This window comes from Microvirga aerilata, from assembly GCF_016743775.1.
GTDB lineage: Bacteria > Pseudomonadota > Alphaproteobacteria > Rhizobiales > Beijerinckiaceae > Microvirga > Microvirga aerilata.
The window spans coordinates 40,427-55,883 of record NZ_JAEQMY010000033.1 but is presented as its reverse complement, the minus strand read 5'-3'; the positions used below and the strand labels follow the sequence as shown (position 1 = coordinate 55,883).

Annotated in this window: 15 protein-coding genes; 7 read left to right on the top strand and 8 right to left on the bottom strand. The window is 65.8% G+C overall.

Translation table 11 applies throughout. The features are described 5' to 3' along the window. Positions 1 to 340: 340 nt before the first annotated feature. On the top strand, positions 341 to 925 hold the full coding sequence (gene hpt, locus JKG68_RS19235; protein WP_202062778.1) for a hypoxanthine phosphoribosyltransferase: 585 nt from the start codon (positions 341 to 343) through the stop codon (positions 923 to 925). Here the strand turns inward: hpt and JKG68_RS19230 are convergent, their stop codons facing one another. Further along, positions 926 to 1,435, bottom strand: coding sequence for a TspO/MBR family protein (locus tag JKG68_RS19230; RefSeq protein ID WP_202062776.1), 510 nt, complete (start codon positions 1,433 to 1,435; stop codon positions 926 to 928). It lies immediately after the preceding gene. A gap of 71 nt (positions 1,436 to 1,506) precedes the next feature. Between JKG68_RS19230 and JKG68_RS19225 the strand changes: the two genes are divergently transcribed. The 3 genes from JKG68_RS19225 (at position 1,507) to JKG68_RS19215 (ending at position 5,873) form a co-directional block, all read left to right on the top strand. Continuing rightward, a complete protein-coding gene (locus JKG68_RS19225; protein WP_202062774.1) occupies positions 1,507 to 2,658 on the top strand; it encodes a trans-sulfuration enzyme family protein in 1,152 nt (383 codons plus the stop codon). A 261-nt stretch (positions 2,659 to 2,919) separates the two neighbouring features. After that, on the top strand, positions 2,920 to 4,863 hold the full coding sequence (locus JKG68_RS19220) for a bifunctional 2',3'-cyclic-nucleotide 2'-phosphodiesterase/3'-nucleotidase (RefSeq protein WP_202062772.1): 1,944 nt from the start codon (positions 2,920 to 2,922) through the stop codon (positions 4,861 to 4,863). A gap of 284 nt (positions 4,864 to 5,147) precedes the next feature. Continuing rightward, positions 5,148 to 5,873, top strand: a complete 726-nt coding sequence (locus JKG68_RS19215; protein WP_202062770.1) for a hypothetical protein — start codon at positions 5,148 to 5,150, stop codon at positions 5,871 to 5,873. 247 nt (positions 5,874 to 6,120) lie between these two features. Here the strand turns inward: JKG68_RS19215 and JKG68_RS19210 are convergent, their stop codons facing one another. Beyond that, positions 6,121 to 7,011 carry a YihY/virulence factor BrkB family protein gene (locus tag JKG68_RS19210; RefSeq protein WP_202062768.1) on the bottom strand — a complete coding sequence of 297 codons (891 nt, stop codon included), beginning with the start codon at positions 7,009 to 7,011 and terminating at the stop codon, positions 6,121 to 6,123. A gap of 219 nt (positions 7,012 to 7,230) precedes the next feature. On the opposite strand from JKG68_RS19210, the gene JKG68_RS19205 reads away from it, so the two are divergent. Further along, the gene (locus JKG68_RS19205; protein ID WP_202062766.1) at positions 7,231 to 8,097 is read left to right on the top strand and encodes a DMT family transporter; all 867 of its coding nucleotides are present in this window, start codon (positions 7,231 to 7,233) and stop codon (positions 8,095 to 8,097) included. A gap of 48 nt (positions 8,098 to 8,145) precedes the next feature. Here the strand turns inward: JKG68_RS19205 and JKG68_RS19200 are convergent, their stop codons facing one another. The 6 genes from JKG68_RS19200 to JKG68_RS19175 all read right to left on the bottom strand — a co-directional run bounded on the left by JKG68_RS19200 (position 8,146) and on the right by JKG68_RS19175 (position 13,573). Next, entirely contained in the window at positions 8,146 to 8,313 is a 168-nt protein-coding gene (locus JKG68_RS19200; protein WP_202062763.1) for a hypothetical protein, read from the bottom strand. 126 nt (positions 8,314 to 8,439) lie between these two features. Continuing rightward, on the bottom strand, positions 8,440 to 9,531 hold the full coding sequence (locus tag JKG68_RS19195) for a TRAP transporter substrate-binding protein (RefSeq protein ID WP_202062761.1): 1,092 nt from the start codon (positions 9,529 to 9,531) through the stop codon (positions 8,440 to 8,442). Positions 9,532 to 9,796: 265 nt separating this feature from the next. After that, entirely contained in the window at positions 9,797 to 10,414 is a 618-nt protein-coding gene (locus tag JKG68_RS19190; RefSeq protein ID WP_202062759.1) for a hypothetical protein, read from the bottom strand. A 120-nt stretch (positions 10,415 to 10,534) separates the two neighbouring features. Next, entirely contained in the window at positions 10,535 to 11,260 is a 726-nt protein-coding gene (locus JKG68_RS19185; protein ID WP_202062757.1) for a DUF4142 domain-containing protein, read from the bottom strand. A gap of 79 nt (positions 11,261 to 11,339) precedes the next feature. Beyond that, positions 11,340 to 12,203 carry an EamA family transporter gene (locus tag JKG68_RS19180; RefSeq protein ID WP_202062755.1) on the bottom strand — a complete coding sequence of 288 codons (864 nt, stop codon included), beginning with the start codon at positions 12,201 to 12,203 and terminating at the stop codon, positions 11,340 to 11,342. A gap of 89 nt (positions 12,204 to 12,292) precedes the next feature. Beyond that, positions 12,293 to 13,573: a glycoside hydrolase gene (locus tag JKG68_RS19175; protein WP_202062753.1), complete on the bottom strand. Its 1,281-nt coding sequence runs from the start codon at positions 13,571 to 13,573 to the stop codon at positions 12,293 to 12,295. A 168-nt stretch (positions 13,574 to 13,741) separates the two neighbouring features. On the opposite strand from JKG68_RS19175, the gene JKG68_RS19170 reads away from it, so the two are divergent. Together JKG68_RS19170 and hpf are read left to right on the top strand one after the other, a co-directional pair. Then, the gene (locus JKG68_RS19170; protein ID WP_202062751.1) at positions 13,742 to 14,848 is read left to right on the top strand and encodes a S1C family serine protease; all 1,107 of its coding nucleotides are present in this window, start codon (positions 13,742 to 13,744) and stop codon (positions 14,846 to 14,848) included. A gap of 87 nt (positions 14,849 to 14,935) precedes the next feature. Then, entirely contained in the window at positions 14,936 to 15,361 is a 426-nt protein-coding gene (gene hpf / locus JKG68_RS19165) for a ribosome hibernation-promoting factor, HPF/YfiA family (protein ID WP_202062749.1), read from the top strand. Positions 15,362 to 15,457: the final 96 nt, after the last annotated feature.

Below are 15,457 nucleotides of genomic sequence, written 5' to 3'. Positions count from 1 at the left end.
CCGCGTCGTCAGCGGGCGCAGGACCGGGAAGGGGTCCTTGGCGGTCCCTGTGTGAGTGGATTCCCTTCCCCTGCGCTTTCGCTTCGGCCGGGAATGACACCGAGGTCAGCGCCGCCCTGTCATCCCCGGCGAGCCGCAGGCGAGGGAAGGGGATCCGCGTTCAGGCTCGACGCCATGAATCCCCTTCCCCTGCGATCGCTTTCGCCGTCTGCGGCGGGAATGGCACCGGAGCACATCGATTCACCTGGAAATGCATCATGCCCGTTTGACATCCTCGCCCGGGCATGGTCGTGAAGAGGGAGGCCTTCTAGGTTTTTGCATTCTTTTCTGGACATGGACGATGACTGCTGCCCCCCGCATCCGGGTTCTCTTCGACGAAAGCGCGATCGCCAAGCGCAACGAGGCGCTGGCTCAGGAGATCGCAGGCGCCAAGCCTGAGAACCTGCTGGTCGTGGCCGTGCTGAAAGGCAGCTTCATGTTCGCGGCCGATCTGATCCGGGCCCTGCACCGCACCGGCCTCTCCCCGCAGGTCGAGTTCGTGCACCTGTCGAGCTACCTGGACGGCACCGTCTCCTCCGGTCAGGTCACGATCCTGCGCGACGTGGAAAGCGACGTGCGCGGACGCGACGTGCTGCTCGTGGACGACATCCTCGAGTCCGGCCGCACGGTGACCTTCGCCAAGGACCTGCTGATGGCGCGCGGCGCAAGAAGCGTGAAAACCGCCGTGCTCCTCGAGAAGCCCGGCAAGCGCGCCGTGCAGATCCAGCCGGATTACGTGGGCTTCACCTGCCCCGACGTGTTCGTCATCGGCTACGGCATGGATGTTGCCCACTCCTACCGCCAGCTTCCTTACGTCGGCGTTCTCGACCACCTCGACAAGGAACCGCACCTGTTCGACAACCCCGAGCAGGGCGCCTCGAACTGATCAGCCGTTCATCCGCCAGATCGTCCCGTTGAGCAGGGCCGCGTAGGCGACCCAGGCGAGATAGGGCACGAGCAGCAGGGCAGCCGTGCGGTCGAGCTTCCAGAAGGCGCGGATCGCCGCCCCGATGGCCACGATCAGGGCGGCGATGACCACAAGGCCCGCAAGCGGGCTCCGGGCGCCGAAGAAGGCGAAGGACCAGAGCCCGTTCAGGGCGAGCTGCACGAAGAACGCGGCAATCGCCGCGGAGCGGCCCGGGCGATGTTTCGGCAGGCTCAGGATGCGCCAGAGCGCATAGGCCATCATGGCGTAAAGCAGCGTCCACGCCACCGGGAAGGCCCAGTTCGGCGGCGTGAAGCCCGGCTTCTGGAGACCTGCATACCAGCCCGGGATGCTCGGCTGGGTGACGAGGCTCGCCGAGACGGCCACCAGGACCACGGGCAGCACTGAGACCAGGAACCGTAGCAATGGCGGCATTGCATGGCCCCCCGGCGCAGTTTGATCTGTATGCATGCTCGAAATCCCTTTAAAGACGGCGCGTCGTTTCTTCGTGACGCAACCTGTCACGCTTGCCGGAGGTTCCCATGTCGTCATCGCGTTCCCCGTGGTCGAAGCGCAGCCTGACCGCTCAGGCCATGGGTCATGTGGATCCGATCACCAAGGCGGTCGTGCTCCCGATCCATGTGGCGACCACCTATATCCGCGACGAGGACAACGGCTATTCCTCCGGCTTCGTCTACGGCCGGCCCGACAATGCCACCATCCGTGAGGCCGAGGAGGTGCTCGCCATGCTGGAGGAGGCCGAGGCCGGCGCGCTGCTGTTCTCCTCGGGCATGGCGGCCGCCACCGCCGTGTTCCAGGCGCTGGATCCGGGCGACCACATCGTGGCCTCCAAGGTCATGTACTGGGCTCTGCGCAGCTGGCTCATGACGGAGGCCGTGCGCTGGGGCCTCAAGGTGGAATTCGTGGAGACCGACGACCTCGTGGCCCTGCGGGAGGCCGTGAAGCCCGGTCAGACCAAGCTGGTCTGGATCGAGACGCCCTCGAACCCGCTCTGGACCATCACGGACATCGCCGCCGCCGCCGAGATCGCGCACGCGGCAGGCGCAAGGCTCGCGGTGGATTCCACCACCGCCTCCCCGGTCCACACCCGGCCCCTGACGCTGGGCGCCGACATCGTCATGCATGCGGCCACCAAGGTGCTGAACGGCCATTCGGACGTGGTGGCGGGTGTTCTCGCGGGCGCCAAGGCCGACGCGTTCTGGGCGCGGGTGGCGTCCATCCGCAAGATGCAGGGCGCGATCCTCGGCCCCTTCGAGGCCTATCTGCTCATGCGGGGAATGCGCACGCTCCATGTGCGCACGGCGGCCCAGGCCAAAAGCGCGCTCGATCTGGCCCAGCGCTTCTCGGCCCACCCCAAGGTGGCCCGCGCGCTCTATCCCGGCCTGCCGCAGCATCCCGGCCACGACATCGCGGCGCGGCAGATGGAGAACGGGTTCGGCTACATGCTGTCCATTCAGGTCTCGGAGGGCGAGGCCGCGGCCATCCGCACGGCCGCGCGGGTGGGCCTGTGGAAGCGGGCGACGTCGCTCGGCGGGGTCGAGAGCCTCATCGAGCACCGTGCGTCCATCGAGGGGCCGGGCACCCCGTGCCCGCCCGATCTCCTGCGGCTCTCCACCGGCATCGAGGACGTGGAGGATCTCTACCGCGATCTCGACGAGGCGCTGCGGGGCTGACGGCAGAGCACCAACCTCCGTGTCATTCCCGGCCGGAGATGGCGCAGCCATCGTAGGGGAAGGGAATCCATGGCACCGCGCGTGAGATTGGATCCCCTTCCCGGTCCCGCGGACCGCCGGGGATGACAAGGCGGCGCCGCTCCGGGACCGGTGAATTCTCCACGCCGCTTAGCCAGCTATATTGATCTTGTCATAAAACCTGTGCTTCTCTCAGCTACAGGCGAACCCTGTTTCGTAAAAAAGACAAGCCAAGGGAAGACCATGACACAATCCATCACCCGCCGCCGCGTCCTGCAGACCGGCGTGGCCGCTGCCGCTCTTGCCGGGATGTCCCAGTCGATCTGGGCCGCCGGGCCGGTCGTGAAGCTCCGCATCCTGGAGACCACCGACCTTCACGTGAACGTCTTCCCTTACGACTACTACCGCGACGCGGCGGACGACACGGTGGGGCTCGCCCGCACCGCCACCCTGGTGAAGGGCGCCCGCGCCGAGGCCAAGAACAGCCTCCTTTTCGACAACGGCGACCTGATCCAGGGCTCGCCGCTCGGCGACTTCGTGGCCTATCGCCAGGGCATGAAGGCAGGCGACGTGCATCCCATGGTGGCCGCCATGAACGCCCTGAACTACGACTGCGGCACGCTCGGCAACCACGAGTTCAACTACGGCCTCGAGTTCCTGCAGAACGCCATGGGCGCCGCCAAATTCCCGCTGGTCTGCGCCAACGTGCTGAAAGCCAACGGCGAGACCCTGCAAAAGCCCTGGATCGTGCTGGACCGCGAGTTCACGGACGAATCCGGCGCCAAGCAGACGATCAAGGTCGGCGTGATCGGCTTCGTGCCGCCGCAGATCGTGCAATGGGACAAGGCCCATCTCGACGGCAAGGCCACCACGATCGACATCGTGGATGCGGCCAACAAGCATGTGCCCGACCTGAAGAAGGCCGGCGCCGACATCGTGGTGGCGCTCTGCCATTCCGGCATCGCGGGCGGCGAGCGGAAAGGCGGCGAGGAGAACGCGGCCCTGCACCTTGCCAAGGTCGACGGCATCGACGTGATCCTCACCGGCCACCAGCACTTCACGTTCCCGGGCGGCAAGGAGTTCGCCAACATCTCCGGCGTCGATGCCAAGGCCGGCACGCTCCACGGCAAGCCCGCCGTCATGGCAGGCTTCTGGGGCAGCCATCTCGGTCTCATTGACCTGGAGCTGACCAAGGAGGGCAATGCCTGGAAGGTGGCGAACTTCCGCACCGAGGCGCGCCCGATCTACGACCGCGTCGACCGCAAGGTGGTGGCGAAGGTGGAGTCGGATGCGACGGTCGTGGCGGCAGCCCAGGCCGGCCACGACGCGACGCTGAAATACGTGCGCGAGCCCGTGGGCACCACGGCCGTTCCGATCCACTCCTACTACTCGCTCGTGTCGGACGACGCCTCCGTGAAGCTCGTGACCGAGGCGCAGGCCTGGTACGTGGCGGACCAGCTCAAGGCCTCGGCCTTCAAGGACCTGCCGATCCTCTCCGCGGGCGCTCCCTTCAAGGCCGGCGGACGCGGCGGCCCGAACTACTTCACCGAGATCAAGCCCGGCCCCCTCGCCATCAAGGACATGGCGGACATCTACATCTACCCGAACACGATCCGGGTGGTGAAGATCACGGGCGCTCAGGTGCGCGAGTGGCTGGAGCGCTCGGCCGGCATCTACAACCAGATCGACCCGGCCAAGGGCGGCGAGCAGGAGCTCATCAATCCCAAGTTCCCGGCCTACAACTTCGACGTGATCGCAGGCGTGCAGTACAAGATCGATCCCACCCAGGCCTCGCGCTACGACGACAACGGCAAGGTGGTGAACGCCGATGCCCGCCGCATCAAGGACCTGACCTATAACGGCAAGCCCGTGACGGACGACCAGCAGTTCCTCGTGGTGACCAACAACTACCGCGCCGGCGGCGGCGGCAACTTCCCGGGCGCCGACGGCTCCACCATCGTGTTCGAGGCGCCCGATCTCACCCGCGACGCCATCATGCGCTTCATCGTCGAGAAGAAGGAAGTGGCCCCGAAGGCCGACGGCTCCTGGTCGCTCGCGGTGCCTGCCGGCGTCACCATGACCTTCACCACCGGCCCAAACGCCGCCAACTACCAGCCGGCCGGCATCAAGGTCGAGAAGATGGGCGATGCGCCGGAAGGCTTCGTGAAGTACCGCATCGTCGGCTGATCGTTGCTTGATCGGGATGCGGAACGGCCGGGCTGATGCCCGGCCGTTTTCATTTGCGCCCAAGCTCTTGTTCGGGCTCAGGATAGCAGAGTGTTCATGAAACGGCCTGTCATCGGCTGCCGACGAGAAAATGGCCTCCGCTCAAGCCGGTGGGGCGCCTTGCTGCAGGCTATAGCATTCCGGGTCACGGATGTTTGATGATCGGTTAACCAGGCATTAACCGGTTTCAATGGGAATAGGCGCAACATTGCTTCCATCTTTATGATTTTATTCTGGCGCCTCTGATGGTTTATCTTCTTCGTCGGCTTCCGATTTGCTTTCTGCCTCTCGTGTTGAGCTGCGTTCCGTCGTGGGCCGGCGAGGCCGAGATCTGGAGCGCCGATCTCACGCCCGGATGGCTTGACGAAAACGTCTCGGCCAAGCCCCGCGGCAACGGGCCTCGGGTCTCCTACAGCCTGAACCGCACCCGGGTCTGGGCGAACGGCATCACGGCCGATCCCGCGCAGGGCTTCAGGCCGGAAGCGGTGGGCCATTCCCTCGGCGCCAAGCTGCAGCTGCTGCGGGACTACAATGTCCTGGTCGGCACCGAGCTGGTCCGAGGCGGCGGGTTTCACGGGGCGCTGTGGTCGAATGCCACTTGGGAGGCCTTCGTGACCCGGGACTGGGAGAGCCTGGGCGGCGTCACCTTCAGCTTTTCCACGGGAGGTTTCGTGGACGGCGCCAGCCGCGGCTACACGCAATCGGTCAGCAGCACCCTGGGAGTTCCCCTGGACCTCGCGCTCCATTCCTGGAGCACGGAGCTGCGCCTCTCGCCAAGCCTCAACCTCGATGCGGCAAGCGGCGATTTCAGCACCAGCTTGATGTCCGAGGTCATGGGACAGACCCAGCTCGGCAGGCCCACGGACCGCTTGAAATCGGTTCTCAACGTCACCCTCGGCTACGGCCTTGCCCCCAGCGCGCGGCCTGTCGCGTCCGCCAAGGTCGAATTGAGGATCACGCCCAATCTTTGACGAGGCGATGAAGCGGGTATCGCCGTGGCGTCACACGGCTGAAATGTTTCGGGCGTAGCTCCGCGCCCATGATGAGCCGTTCCCCCAAAGATGTTTTCGACCACAGCCTCGATGCGGACGATTGTTCCCACCATTGCCCGCGCTGGTTCCTTCTGTTCCTGACGGGCTTGGGTTTGGCGGGACTGATAGGGCATGGGTTCCTTGGCTGACGAAGCCCGAATCTGCATGCCGCGGCCCGACGCCTGGTTCAGGGCAGCGGGATCAGGTCGGTGAGGTGCTCGGGCTTGGGCTCCTTGCCCAGGCGCCTGCGCTTGGCCAGGATGATCGTGCCGTTGAGTTCTCCGCCGAAGAGGAAGATGGCGGAGAGCGTATAAAGAAAGATCAGGGCCACCATGGCGGTGGCCAGGCCCCCATAGGTGGACGCATAGGCCCCCGGGTAGAACTCCAGATACCAGCTGAAGGCAAAGCCGCCGAAAAGCCAGAGGATCAGGGTCATGGCGACCCCCGGCAGCACCGCGCGGAAGCTGCGCCGCCCTGACGGAATGAGCTTGTAGGCGAGCAGCAGGCCCGCCACGATGACCACCGTCGCCACGCCGATCCGCAGGAACGCGATGAGCCCGTCGAAGGGCTGCAAGGCCGGCACCCAGGAGAGCACGACCCGCCAGAGCAGGGGGCCGAGCACCACGAGCAGGGCCAGCGCCAGCAGCATCAGGGCGCCCGCGATCACGAAGGCGATGGATTCGAGCCGCGTCAGCCACCAGGCCCGGGTCTCGCGCACCCCATAGGCCCGGTTGAGACCGACCCGGAGGCTCTCCACCCCGCTCGAGGCAAAATAGAGCGCGAGCACCAACCCTAAGGTGACCACGTCGCTGCGCTTGACCGACAGGATGTTGTGCACCTCGCCCGCGATAGGCCCTGAAATCTCCCGCGGCCAGGCTTCGAGAATGATGTCGGCCACCTCGTCCGCGAGGGTTCCGGTGCCGAACAGGCTCGCCAGCGCCGTGACCAGGATCAGGAATGGAAACATCGATGTGAGCACGGACAGGGCGATATGGCTCGCGATCGCCCAGGCGTCGTGCAGCACGAAGCGGGTCGAGGCGATGGCCAGCAGTTCGAACGAGAGGCGAAGGCGGTTCAAAAGACGGGTCTCCAGGCCTCTGGAGATGGTGCGACGAACCCTGAGGGCAAGGAAACAACGCCCATCGGCCTGCCAGGGTCTATATCGACGTTCATCTCGATCCCTGTCGTTTGGCCGCCGCTCGATCTCGACCTTTGACCAAGGCGCGATGGATCGACAAGGCTCGAGGTTCGGGCCTACAAGGCCCGTGATCCTTTTTGCTTCCTTTCCGGCATTGCCATGAACCCGAGCCTCTTCGCCCGCCTCGCGCCGCCGCTCTTCGTGCTCATCTGGGCGACGGGGTTCGTCGTGGCGCGGTTCGTGGCGCCCTATGCCGAGCCGCTGACCTTTCTTCTCGTCCGCTATGTGCTCGCCACCCTGGTTTTGGCCGCCATCGTGACGGTGGCGCGGGTCTCCTGGCCGCGCCGATGGAGCGACTGGCGCAACAGCATGATCGCCGGCGTTCTCCTGCACGGGTTTTATCTCGGCGGCGTGTTCTGGGCGGTGAAGCATGGGCTGCCCGCCGGGATTTCCGCTCTGGTGGCCGGCCTGCAGCCGCTGGCGACGGGCTTTCTCGCCGGACCCCTGCTGGGGGAGCGCGTCTCGCCAAGGCGCTGGGCCGGAATCGGCATCGGTTTTCTCGGGGCGGCGCTCGTGGTGGCGCCGAAGCTGGGGGACGGGGGGGTGCCGCCGCTGGCGCTCGCGGTCTGCGTGCTCGGGATGCTCTCCATCACCTTCGGCACCATCTGGCAGAAGCGCACCGGCAGCACCCTGGACCTGCGGGTCAACGCGACGATCCAGTATATCGGGGCCGCCATGGCCACCCTGCCGCTGATGCTGCTCACGGAGGAGGGGCGCATGGACCTTACCCTTCCGCTGCTCGGCGGCCTCGCCTGGGCGGTATTCGGCCTCTCCATCGGGGCGATCGGGCTGCTGCTCTTCCTGATCCGGCAGGGAGCGGTGGTGGGTGTCGCGACGCTGCTCTATCTCGTGCCGCCGGTCGCGGCGCTCATGGCCTTTGCGCTCTTCGGCGAGACCTTGAGCGTCATTCAGCTCGCCGGCATGGCGCTTGCCGCCTTGGGCGTTGCCGTGGCGAGCCGCAATTGACGCGCAAACCCCAGGCGGACGCGCCCGGGGTTTGGCGCAAAGGCAAACCTACTTCGTGATCTTCACGGAGACCGGGTCGCTGGCCGGGAAGGTTTCCTCGACGCCCTCGTCGAGCAGCTCCTCCTGGTGCTTCTTGCTGTTCTCGGACTGGTTTTCGTCCTTGCGCTCGCTCTGCTTGTCCTGGGGTTTTTCTTGAGGGCGATTCTGGTCCGTCATAGCCTGCCTCCATTGTGCTGGTCGCTGTTGCTTATCGGGACGACAACGCATGGAGCCAAGCTTCGATCCGCTTCGGACTTCATATGAAAACGGCGCCTTTCGGCGCCGTTTCAACTTTGAAATCCTTTAGCGCGGCTGGCCCTGCTGCTGGTTGACGAAGTAGTCGAAGGGCAGCTCGGCGATGCGGAACCAGGTCAGCTCCTTCTCGCGGAAGGCGCTCCAGGAATCGAACACCTTCTTGAACTTGGCGTTCGACGCCGCGATCTCGCCGTAGAGCTTGTAGGCTTCCTTGTAGCTCTGCTCCATCACGTCGCGCGGGAAGGGGCGCAGCTGCACGCCCTGGCCCACGAGGCGGCGGATCGCGTCGGCGTTCTGGGCATCGTATTTCGCCACGCACATGGCGTTGGCTTCCGCGCAGGCCGCTTCGAGAATGGCTTTGTAGTTCGCCGGAAGCTCGTTCCACTTGCCCATGTTCACGAGAAGCGAGGGCTGCGCGCCGCCTTCCCAGAAGCCGGGATAATAGTAGTACTTGGCAACCTTCACGAAGCCGAGCTTCTCGTCGTCGTGGGGGCCGGAGAACTCCACCGCGTCGAGGGTGCCGCGCTCCAGCGCCGGGTAGATGTCGCCGGCGGCCAGCACCTGGGGCACCACGCCGAGCTTCTGCATGATCTGGCCGCCCATGCCGGCGATGCGCATCTTGAGGCCCTGCAGGTCCGCGATGGAGTTGATCTCCTTGCGGAACCAGCCGCCCATCTGCGCGCCGGTCTGGCCCGCCGGCATCGGGAACACGTTGTAGTCCCTCATGAACTCGCGCATGAGATCGAGACCGCCGCCGTAATGCATCCAGGCATTGTGCTGGCGCACGTTCATGCCCCACGGCACCGAGGTGTCGAACATGAAGGTCGGATCCTTGCCGATAAAGAAGCTCGACAGGGTGTAGGAGCACTCGACGGTGCCATTCTGGGTGGCGTCGAGGGTCTGGAGCGCGCCGACGATCTCGCCCGCCGCAAAGGTCTGGAGCTGGAACTTGTTGTCGGTGGCGGCCGCCACGCGCTTGGCGATCATCTCGCCCGCGCCGAAGAGGGTGTCGAGGCTCTTCGGATAGGCCGAGGCCATGCGCCAGCGGATTTCCGGCTGCGCCTGTGCGATGGCGGGGGACGCCACGGCTCCTGCCGCAGCTGCCAGGCCTGCACCTTTGAGAACTTTTCTTCTGTCCATAAGCGTTTCCTCGACCGATTTATGTCGTGATTGCCGGTTCGGCTGAACAATCCATAAAGCGGGAGGCAGGCCCCTGTCACCTCGCCTTCCGTCGAGGCAGCTATGCAGCACGAGGGGAGGAGGGCAGGCGAAGCGCCATCAGTGCCGTTCCCACCCATTGGTGTCATCCCCGGCGCGCTGAGCGCGGGAAGAGGATCCACGATCAGGCTCAACCTGATGGATTCCCTTCCCCTCCGCTACGCTGTGGCCGGGAACGACATGGGGGTTAGCGCTCTTCGTTGCCGCCCTTGGACAGCGGGCGCTGCTGCTGGCCGCTATGGGCGCGGGCGGAGCGCTTCGGGGGCTTCTCGTCGCCGGTGGAGGAGGTCGACTTGCCGCCGGACTGGCTGGCGGTGGGATGGCCGCGCACCAGGGTGCCCTTCGGCACGTCCACGGCGTTGCCCGGCGCCGGCACCCGGGCGCGGGAGGCCGCCCCGCCGCTCATGCCGGTGGGGCCCGTCGAGCCTTCCGTGCGGGCCGGGCGGGGAGCCGGGCTCTTGTTCGCGGTCGTGTTGACGCTCTCGGCGATCTCCTCGTTTGACAGCTCGAAACCGGCTTTTGCATCCTCCTCCGGCGGCACTTCCTTGAAGGAGTGGAGCCCGGCATTCGAGCCGCTCTTGACGCGGTTGTCGTCCACATGGCTGATGTCGAGATCGGGATCCAGCTTCTTCGAGGCTCCCATGACGCCTGTTGCCTTCGCGGCGGCGCGCTTGGTATCGCCGACATCGTTGCGTTGGGTCGGGCCCGCAATGAAATCGTCGCCGCCTGTCTCCTCCTGAACCAGTTGGTTCATGACCTCATCCACATCCGGCTCAGGGGGATGTCCGAGCTTGCTTCGCGCCATGAGTTGTTCCTCTTCTCAGGTTATCGGGTAGGCCGCGGGGCCTCGCGACTCCCAGAGGCAACGTCCTGTCGGCGGACGGTGTTCCGGCTCTGCGACGGTGAAAAGCAGGGCCGGTTTTTCTTACTGGCCAAGCTCTTTCTGCATGTCCTGCAGCATGGCCAGATGCTCCTGGATCTGGCCGCGCGAGAGCCGCGCCACGTTCGTGGTCTCGCGGTTGCCGGACGATTGCTGGAGATAGGTCTCCTGAAGCTTCAGCAGCTCCTGGTGGCCCTGGATCTGCAGCGCGACGTAATCCCGGTCGAAGCCCGGACCCGCTTGCGCCTTCGACAGGCGCTCCATCGCCTGCGAGTCCTTTGCCGGCAGCTCGGGTGCGGTGGACGCCGCAGCCTGCGCGCCTTGCGTCGTGGAGGCGGTGGCGTTCGGGTCGGCGAAGGAATGCATGATGTCGGTCAGCAGATTCTGCTCGCCGATCTCGAACTCCGCGAACTGCTTCACGCGAGGGTTCTGCGCTTTGCTCAAGGCGAAGTTCGATTGCTGCAGCGACACGGTGCTGAGCGCCAGCGCCTGCTGGATGTACTGCCGGTCCGCCTGGGACTGCTGCTGGCCCATGGCGGGCGGTGCGCTGTTGGCCTGGCCCTGGCGCGCGGGGGTCTGCGTATCCTGCGGCGCGCCGCCCTGCTGCGTGCGCTGCTGACGCTCCTGCGCGTTCTGTCCGAGAGCCGGGTTCGTCTGCCGTTCGGCAGGCTGCGGCGTGGTGGAAAACGGGATGGCCTGGTTCTGCTGCTGGGCGAGGGCCGGAAGGCTGACGGCGGCGACAATGCCGGCGATCACGAGACGGCGTGACATGTATTTCTCCTGCGAACGGGACTGTGAAGGCGAACGCTTGCAGGAGGCTTTGGTTCGGAAAGGCTTGGGGCCTGCTCCCTTATCCGGACTTTGCGAGCGCCAGGCCGGTCACGATCATGACGGCGGCAACCCACCGGGCGGGGCCGAAGCGTTCCTTCAGGGCCACGGTGGCGATCAGCGCCGCGAACAGCACGGAGGTCTCCCGGATCGCGCCGACCAGGCCGATGGGGGCCTTCGTCATGGCCCAAAGGGCGGCCCCGTAGGAGATGTTGGCCATGGCGCCGCCTGCGATGCTCTTGCCCCACAAGGATGCGGATGCGCCGAACAAGGCCGCTCTCTGGAAAAACAGCATGACCGGAACCATGAGCAGGCCGGTGAGCCCCATCATCGCCAGCATGTACCCGGCGGCATTCCCCGACAGGCGCGCTCCCAAACCGTCCACGAGGGTATAGCTGACGACGACACCGGTGGTCAGGGCCGCGATCGCCAGGCTCCGGCCGTTCAGCCCGCCACGGCGGACGGCATCGAGGCCCAGGCCCAGGATCCCGCCGCACAAGACGCTGATGCCGATCCACATGACGGGCTCGAGGGTTTCGCCCAGCAGGAGCAGCGCCAGAAGGGTGGTGAACAGGGGCGCGCTGCCTCTCACGAGAGGATAGATGGCGGAGTAGTCCGCGTGGCGATAGGCGAGGCCGATCAGAACGAAATACGCCACATGGATCAGGGCCGATGCCAGAACGTGCATGAAGCTGGCGGGGTCGGGCAGCCCCGAGACCAGCAGGGCCGGAGCCGCCGCGATGGCCGACCCGATGGCGATCAGGTTCGCCCGGACCAGGGGATCGCCCTTGCCCAGGGGATCGCCCTTGCCGCCCTTGGCAATGGCGTTCCAGCTCGCATGCAGAAACGCAGCCGCAAGAATGATGGCGAAGATGTCGGGCGGCATTGCGGACTGGAGGTTGGAGGCCGGTTGGGGCTCTACGTTATTGTATCCTCAGGCTTGAAGGAAGCCTGACGCCTGCCCGTTGCTGAAGATCAGCACCAATCCTTGTCCGACGTTATCTTCATGTCCTCGGCGGCCCGCCGGATGTCGGCAAGATCCACCGGGTCGCTGAACGGATCCTCGTCGAGTTCCGTCACCCGGTTCAGGCGCTTCTGCCAGCGTCGCAGTTCGTCGATATAGGGTTGATACGGAACCCGTTTGAGGGTGCCGTTCTCTTCCATCAGGTCGCACAGGCCGTTGTGCAGCCAACCGCCCTTGTGCCAGTCGGGCATGTCGACGGCCGGGAACAGGCAGACGCCGTGAAGGTCGATGCCCTTGCGCACGGCGGCAAGCGATTCCTCGACGATGTCGCACAGCCATTCGGGGCGGCCCTCGCGCAGGCCGCTCGTCTCGCCCACGATCATTGGGCGGCGGTAGCGTTCCCAGGCATAGGCGAGAAGATCGCCGAGCGGGCGGATGCGCTCGTCATGGGGTTCCAGCGAGGCATGCGGGCCGTTTTCGCGATATTCCATCTGGCCGAACGAGTAGCAGTTGACGCCTACGATATCGAGCACCTCGGGCGAGCCGCCGAGCTCCGGGTGCCGCCGTCCTGCGATCACGTCCCAGGCGTAGAACGTGTCCTCATAGGTCTCGCGATCCGCCTCGTCCTGCAGGTCGGGGCGGTCGCGGGGCGCCACCACGAGGATGAGCGGATCGATGTGCACCATGCGCGCTTCGGGCTCCACCTCGCGAATGGCCCTGACCGCCGCGATATCGGCTCCGCACAGGGCAAGGCGCAGGCGGCGCCTCTGCTCGTCGGTGGTGCCGAATGGCGCCGTCCAGGCCCACTCGCCCCCCATGAAGGCAAAGAAGGTGATCTCGTTGATGGGGGTGAAGAAATGCGGGCCGCGGATGCGCGGCGTCACGTATTCCGCTGCCGCCCTGGCGTAAGCTGCGAACCGTTCCGCGAATTCTGGCGCGAAGGGATCGACGTCGTCGGGATAGCCGTAATGGCACAGATCCCAGATCGGCAGGATCTGGTGGCGGTTCATGGACGCAATAAAGGGATCGAGTCCCGAAAAATCGTAAGTGCCGCCCTTGTCCACGAACGGCCAGGGAATGCCCTGGCGGGCCACCGCGATGCCGAGCGAGCGCAGAAACGCATGATCCTCGTCCACATGCTCGCGGTGCTGCGTTTCGGCCACGAGGTCGCGGCGGCCCTGATCCTTCCAAATGAAGGTGGAGCATTCGAAGCCCGACAGGAAGAAGGTCGGGAAGATGCCGGCCTGAACCGGGGTCCTGGCCGCGTTGGGGGGCGGTGACGGATCGTGCAAGGCCGCGTCCTCCTGTGAACCAAACCTCAAGCGGTGGAAGCTCAGCCATCCACCCGGGAACAAGCCAGCGGTGCTCCTATGGTTCCTCTCAGGCCTGCCAAGGGCTCGCGGCGAACTTCAGGCAAGCGCGTCCGTTGTGAGACAGGACCGATGGGCGATGGAGGCACGATGCAGGATCGGACGACACGAATCATCATGCTGGCGGTCGCGGTGCTGCTCGCGCTTCTCGTGCTCCAGCCTTACGTGAACACCTACCTGTTCTCCGCGCGGGAGCCGAGGCCCGTTGCGGCGCGCGGGGATCTTGCCGCGTTCGAACAGGCGACGATCCAGGTCTTCGAGACGGTGGCGCCTTCCGTGGTCCAGGTGGTGAGCCTCTCGGGCGGCGGCCGCACCACGGAAGCGGAACCGGCAGGCTCCGGCACCGGTTTCGTCTGGGATGCCGCCGGCCACGTGGTGACCAACGCGCATGTGGTGGACAACGGCGCATCCTTCGTGGTGCGCCTCGCCTCCGGGGAGGTGCTGCCGGCCGAGGTGATCGGGCGCGCTCCGAACTACGATCTGGCCGTCCTGCGGCTCCAGCGTCGGAGCAATCTGCCGGCCCCCGTGACCGTAGGGAGTTCGGCCGATCTCAAGGTGGGCCAGACGGCCTATGCCATCGGCAATCCCTTCGGGCTCGACCAGTCGCTCACCACCGGCATCATCAGCGCGCTCAAGCGCCGCCTGCCCACGAGCGGCGGGCGCGAGGTCGCGGATGTGATCCAGACCGATGCGGCGATCAACCCCGGCAATTCGGGCGGTCCGCTGCTCGACTCCGCCGGGCGCCTGATCGGCGTCAACACGGCGATCTATTCGCCCTCGGGCACGAGCGCGGGCATCGGCTTTGCCATTCCGGTGGACGTGGTCAACCGGGTCGTGCCGGAGCTGATCCGCACCGGCCGCGTGCCGACTCCCGGCATCGGAATCCTGGCAGGGGACGAGACGCTCGCGGCCCAGCTCGGCGTCACGGGCGTGATCGTGGCGGGAATCGTGCCCGGCTCGCCCGCCGACCAGGCAGGCTTGCGCGGGGTCGATGCGAGGGCGGGCGTGATCGGCGACATCATCGTCGGCGTGGAGGATGAGCCGGTGCGGCGGCTGTCGGACCTCACCGACAGGCTCGAGCGGACCGGCGTCGGCAACACGGTGTCGCTCACGGTCATGCGGGACAATCGGTCGCGGACGGTCGATGTGCGCATCGTCGACGTGGGCGAGCAGGCCGCGCAGCCCCGCAGGCCCTGAGCGCAGGCCTAAGTCGGCTCCTTCAGGGGCGCAACCTTCGCGCCCCCTCGCCGTTAGCCATCGAACCTTCATGCGACGGAGGAGTGAATGAAGCCAGACAGCGACGACAACAAGATTCTCGTGCAAAGCTCGAATGTCGATTTGGGCGACATGTTCCCGGACTACGCGAAGACGAATATCCAGCAGGTCGCCGGAAAGTACTTCGGCCACCTGAGCATGGCCTCCGTGCATGTGACCCGGGAAGGGATCACCTACCGCTGCACGGTCAACATCCAGATGGGAGCGCTCAAGATGATGAGCGGCGAGGCCAAGAACAAGGACCTCTACGCCGCCTTCCGGGCCGCCCTGCAGAAGACCGCCAAGCAGCTTCGCCGGTCCAAGCGCGAGCTGCGCGAAGACAAGGCCGAGCGCATCGACAAGGACATGCTCCTGCGGGAAGGCGTGTCGGGGCGCAGAGACGATGCCGGCCTGCCGATGAACGACGAGGACGATCTACGCGTCGCTGCAGAGTAATCCGTCTACCAAGCCCGGTGTCATCCCCGGCGGCCGAAGGCCGGGAAGGGGATCCATTTACAGGCTCAGTGCTACGGATTCTCTTCCCCTGCGACG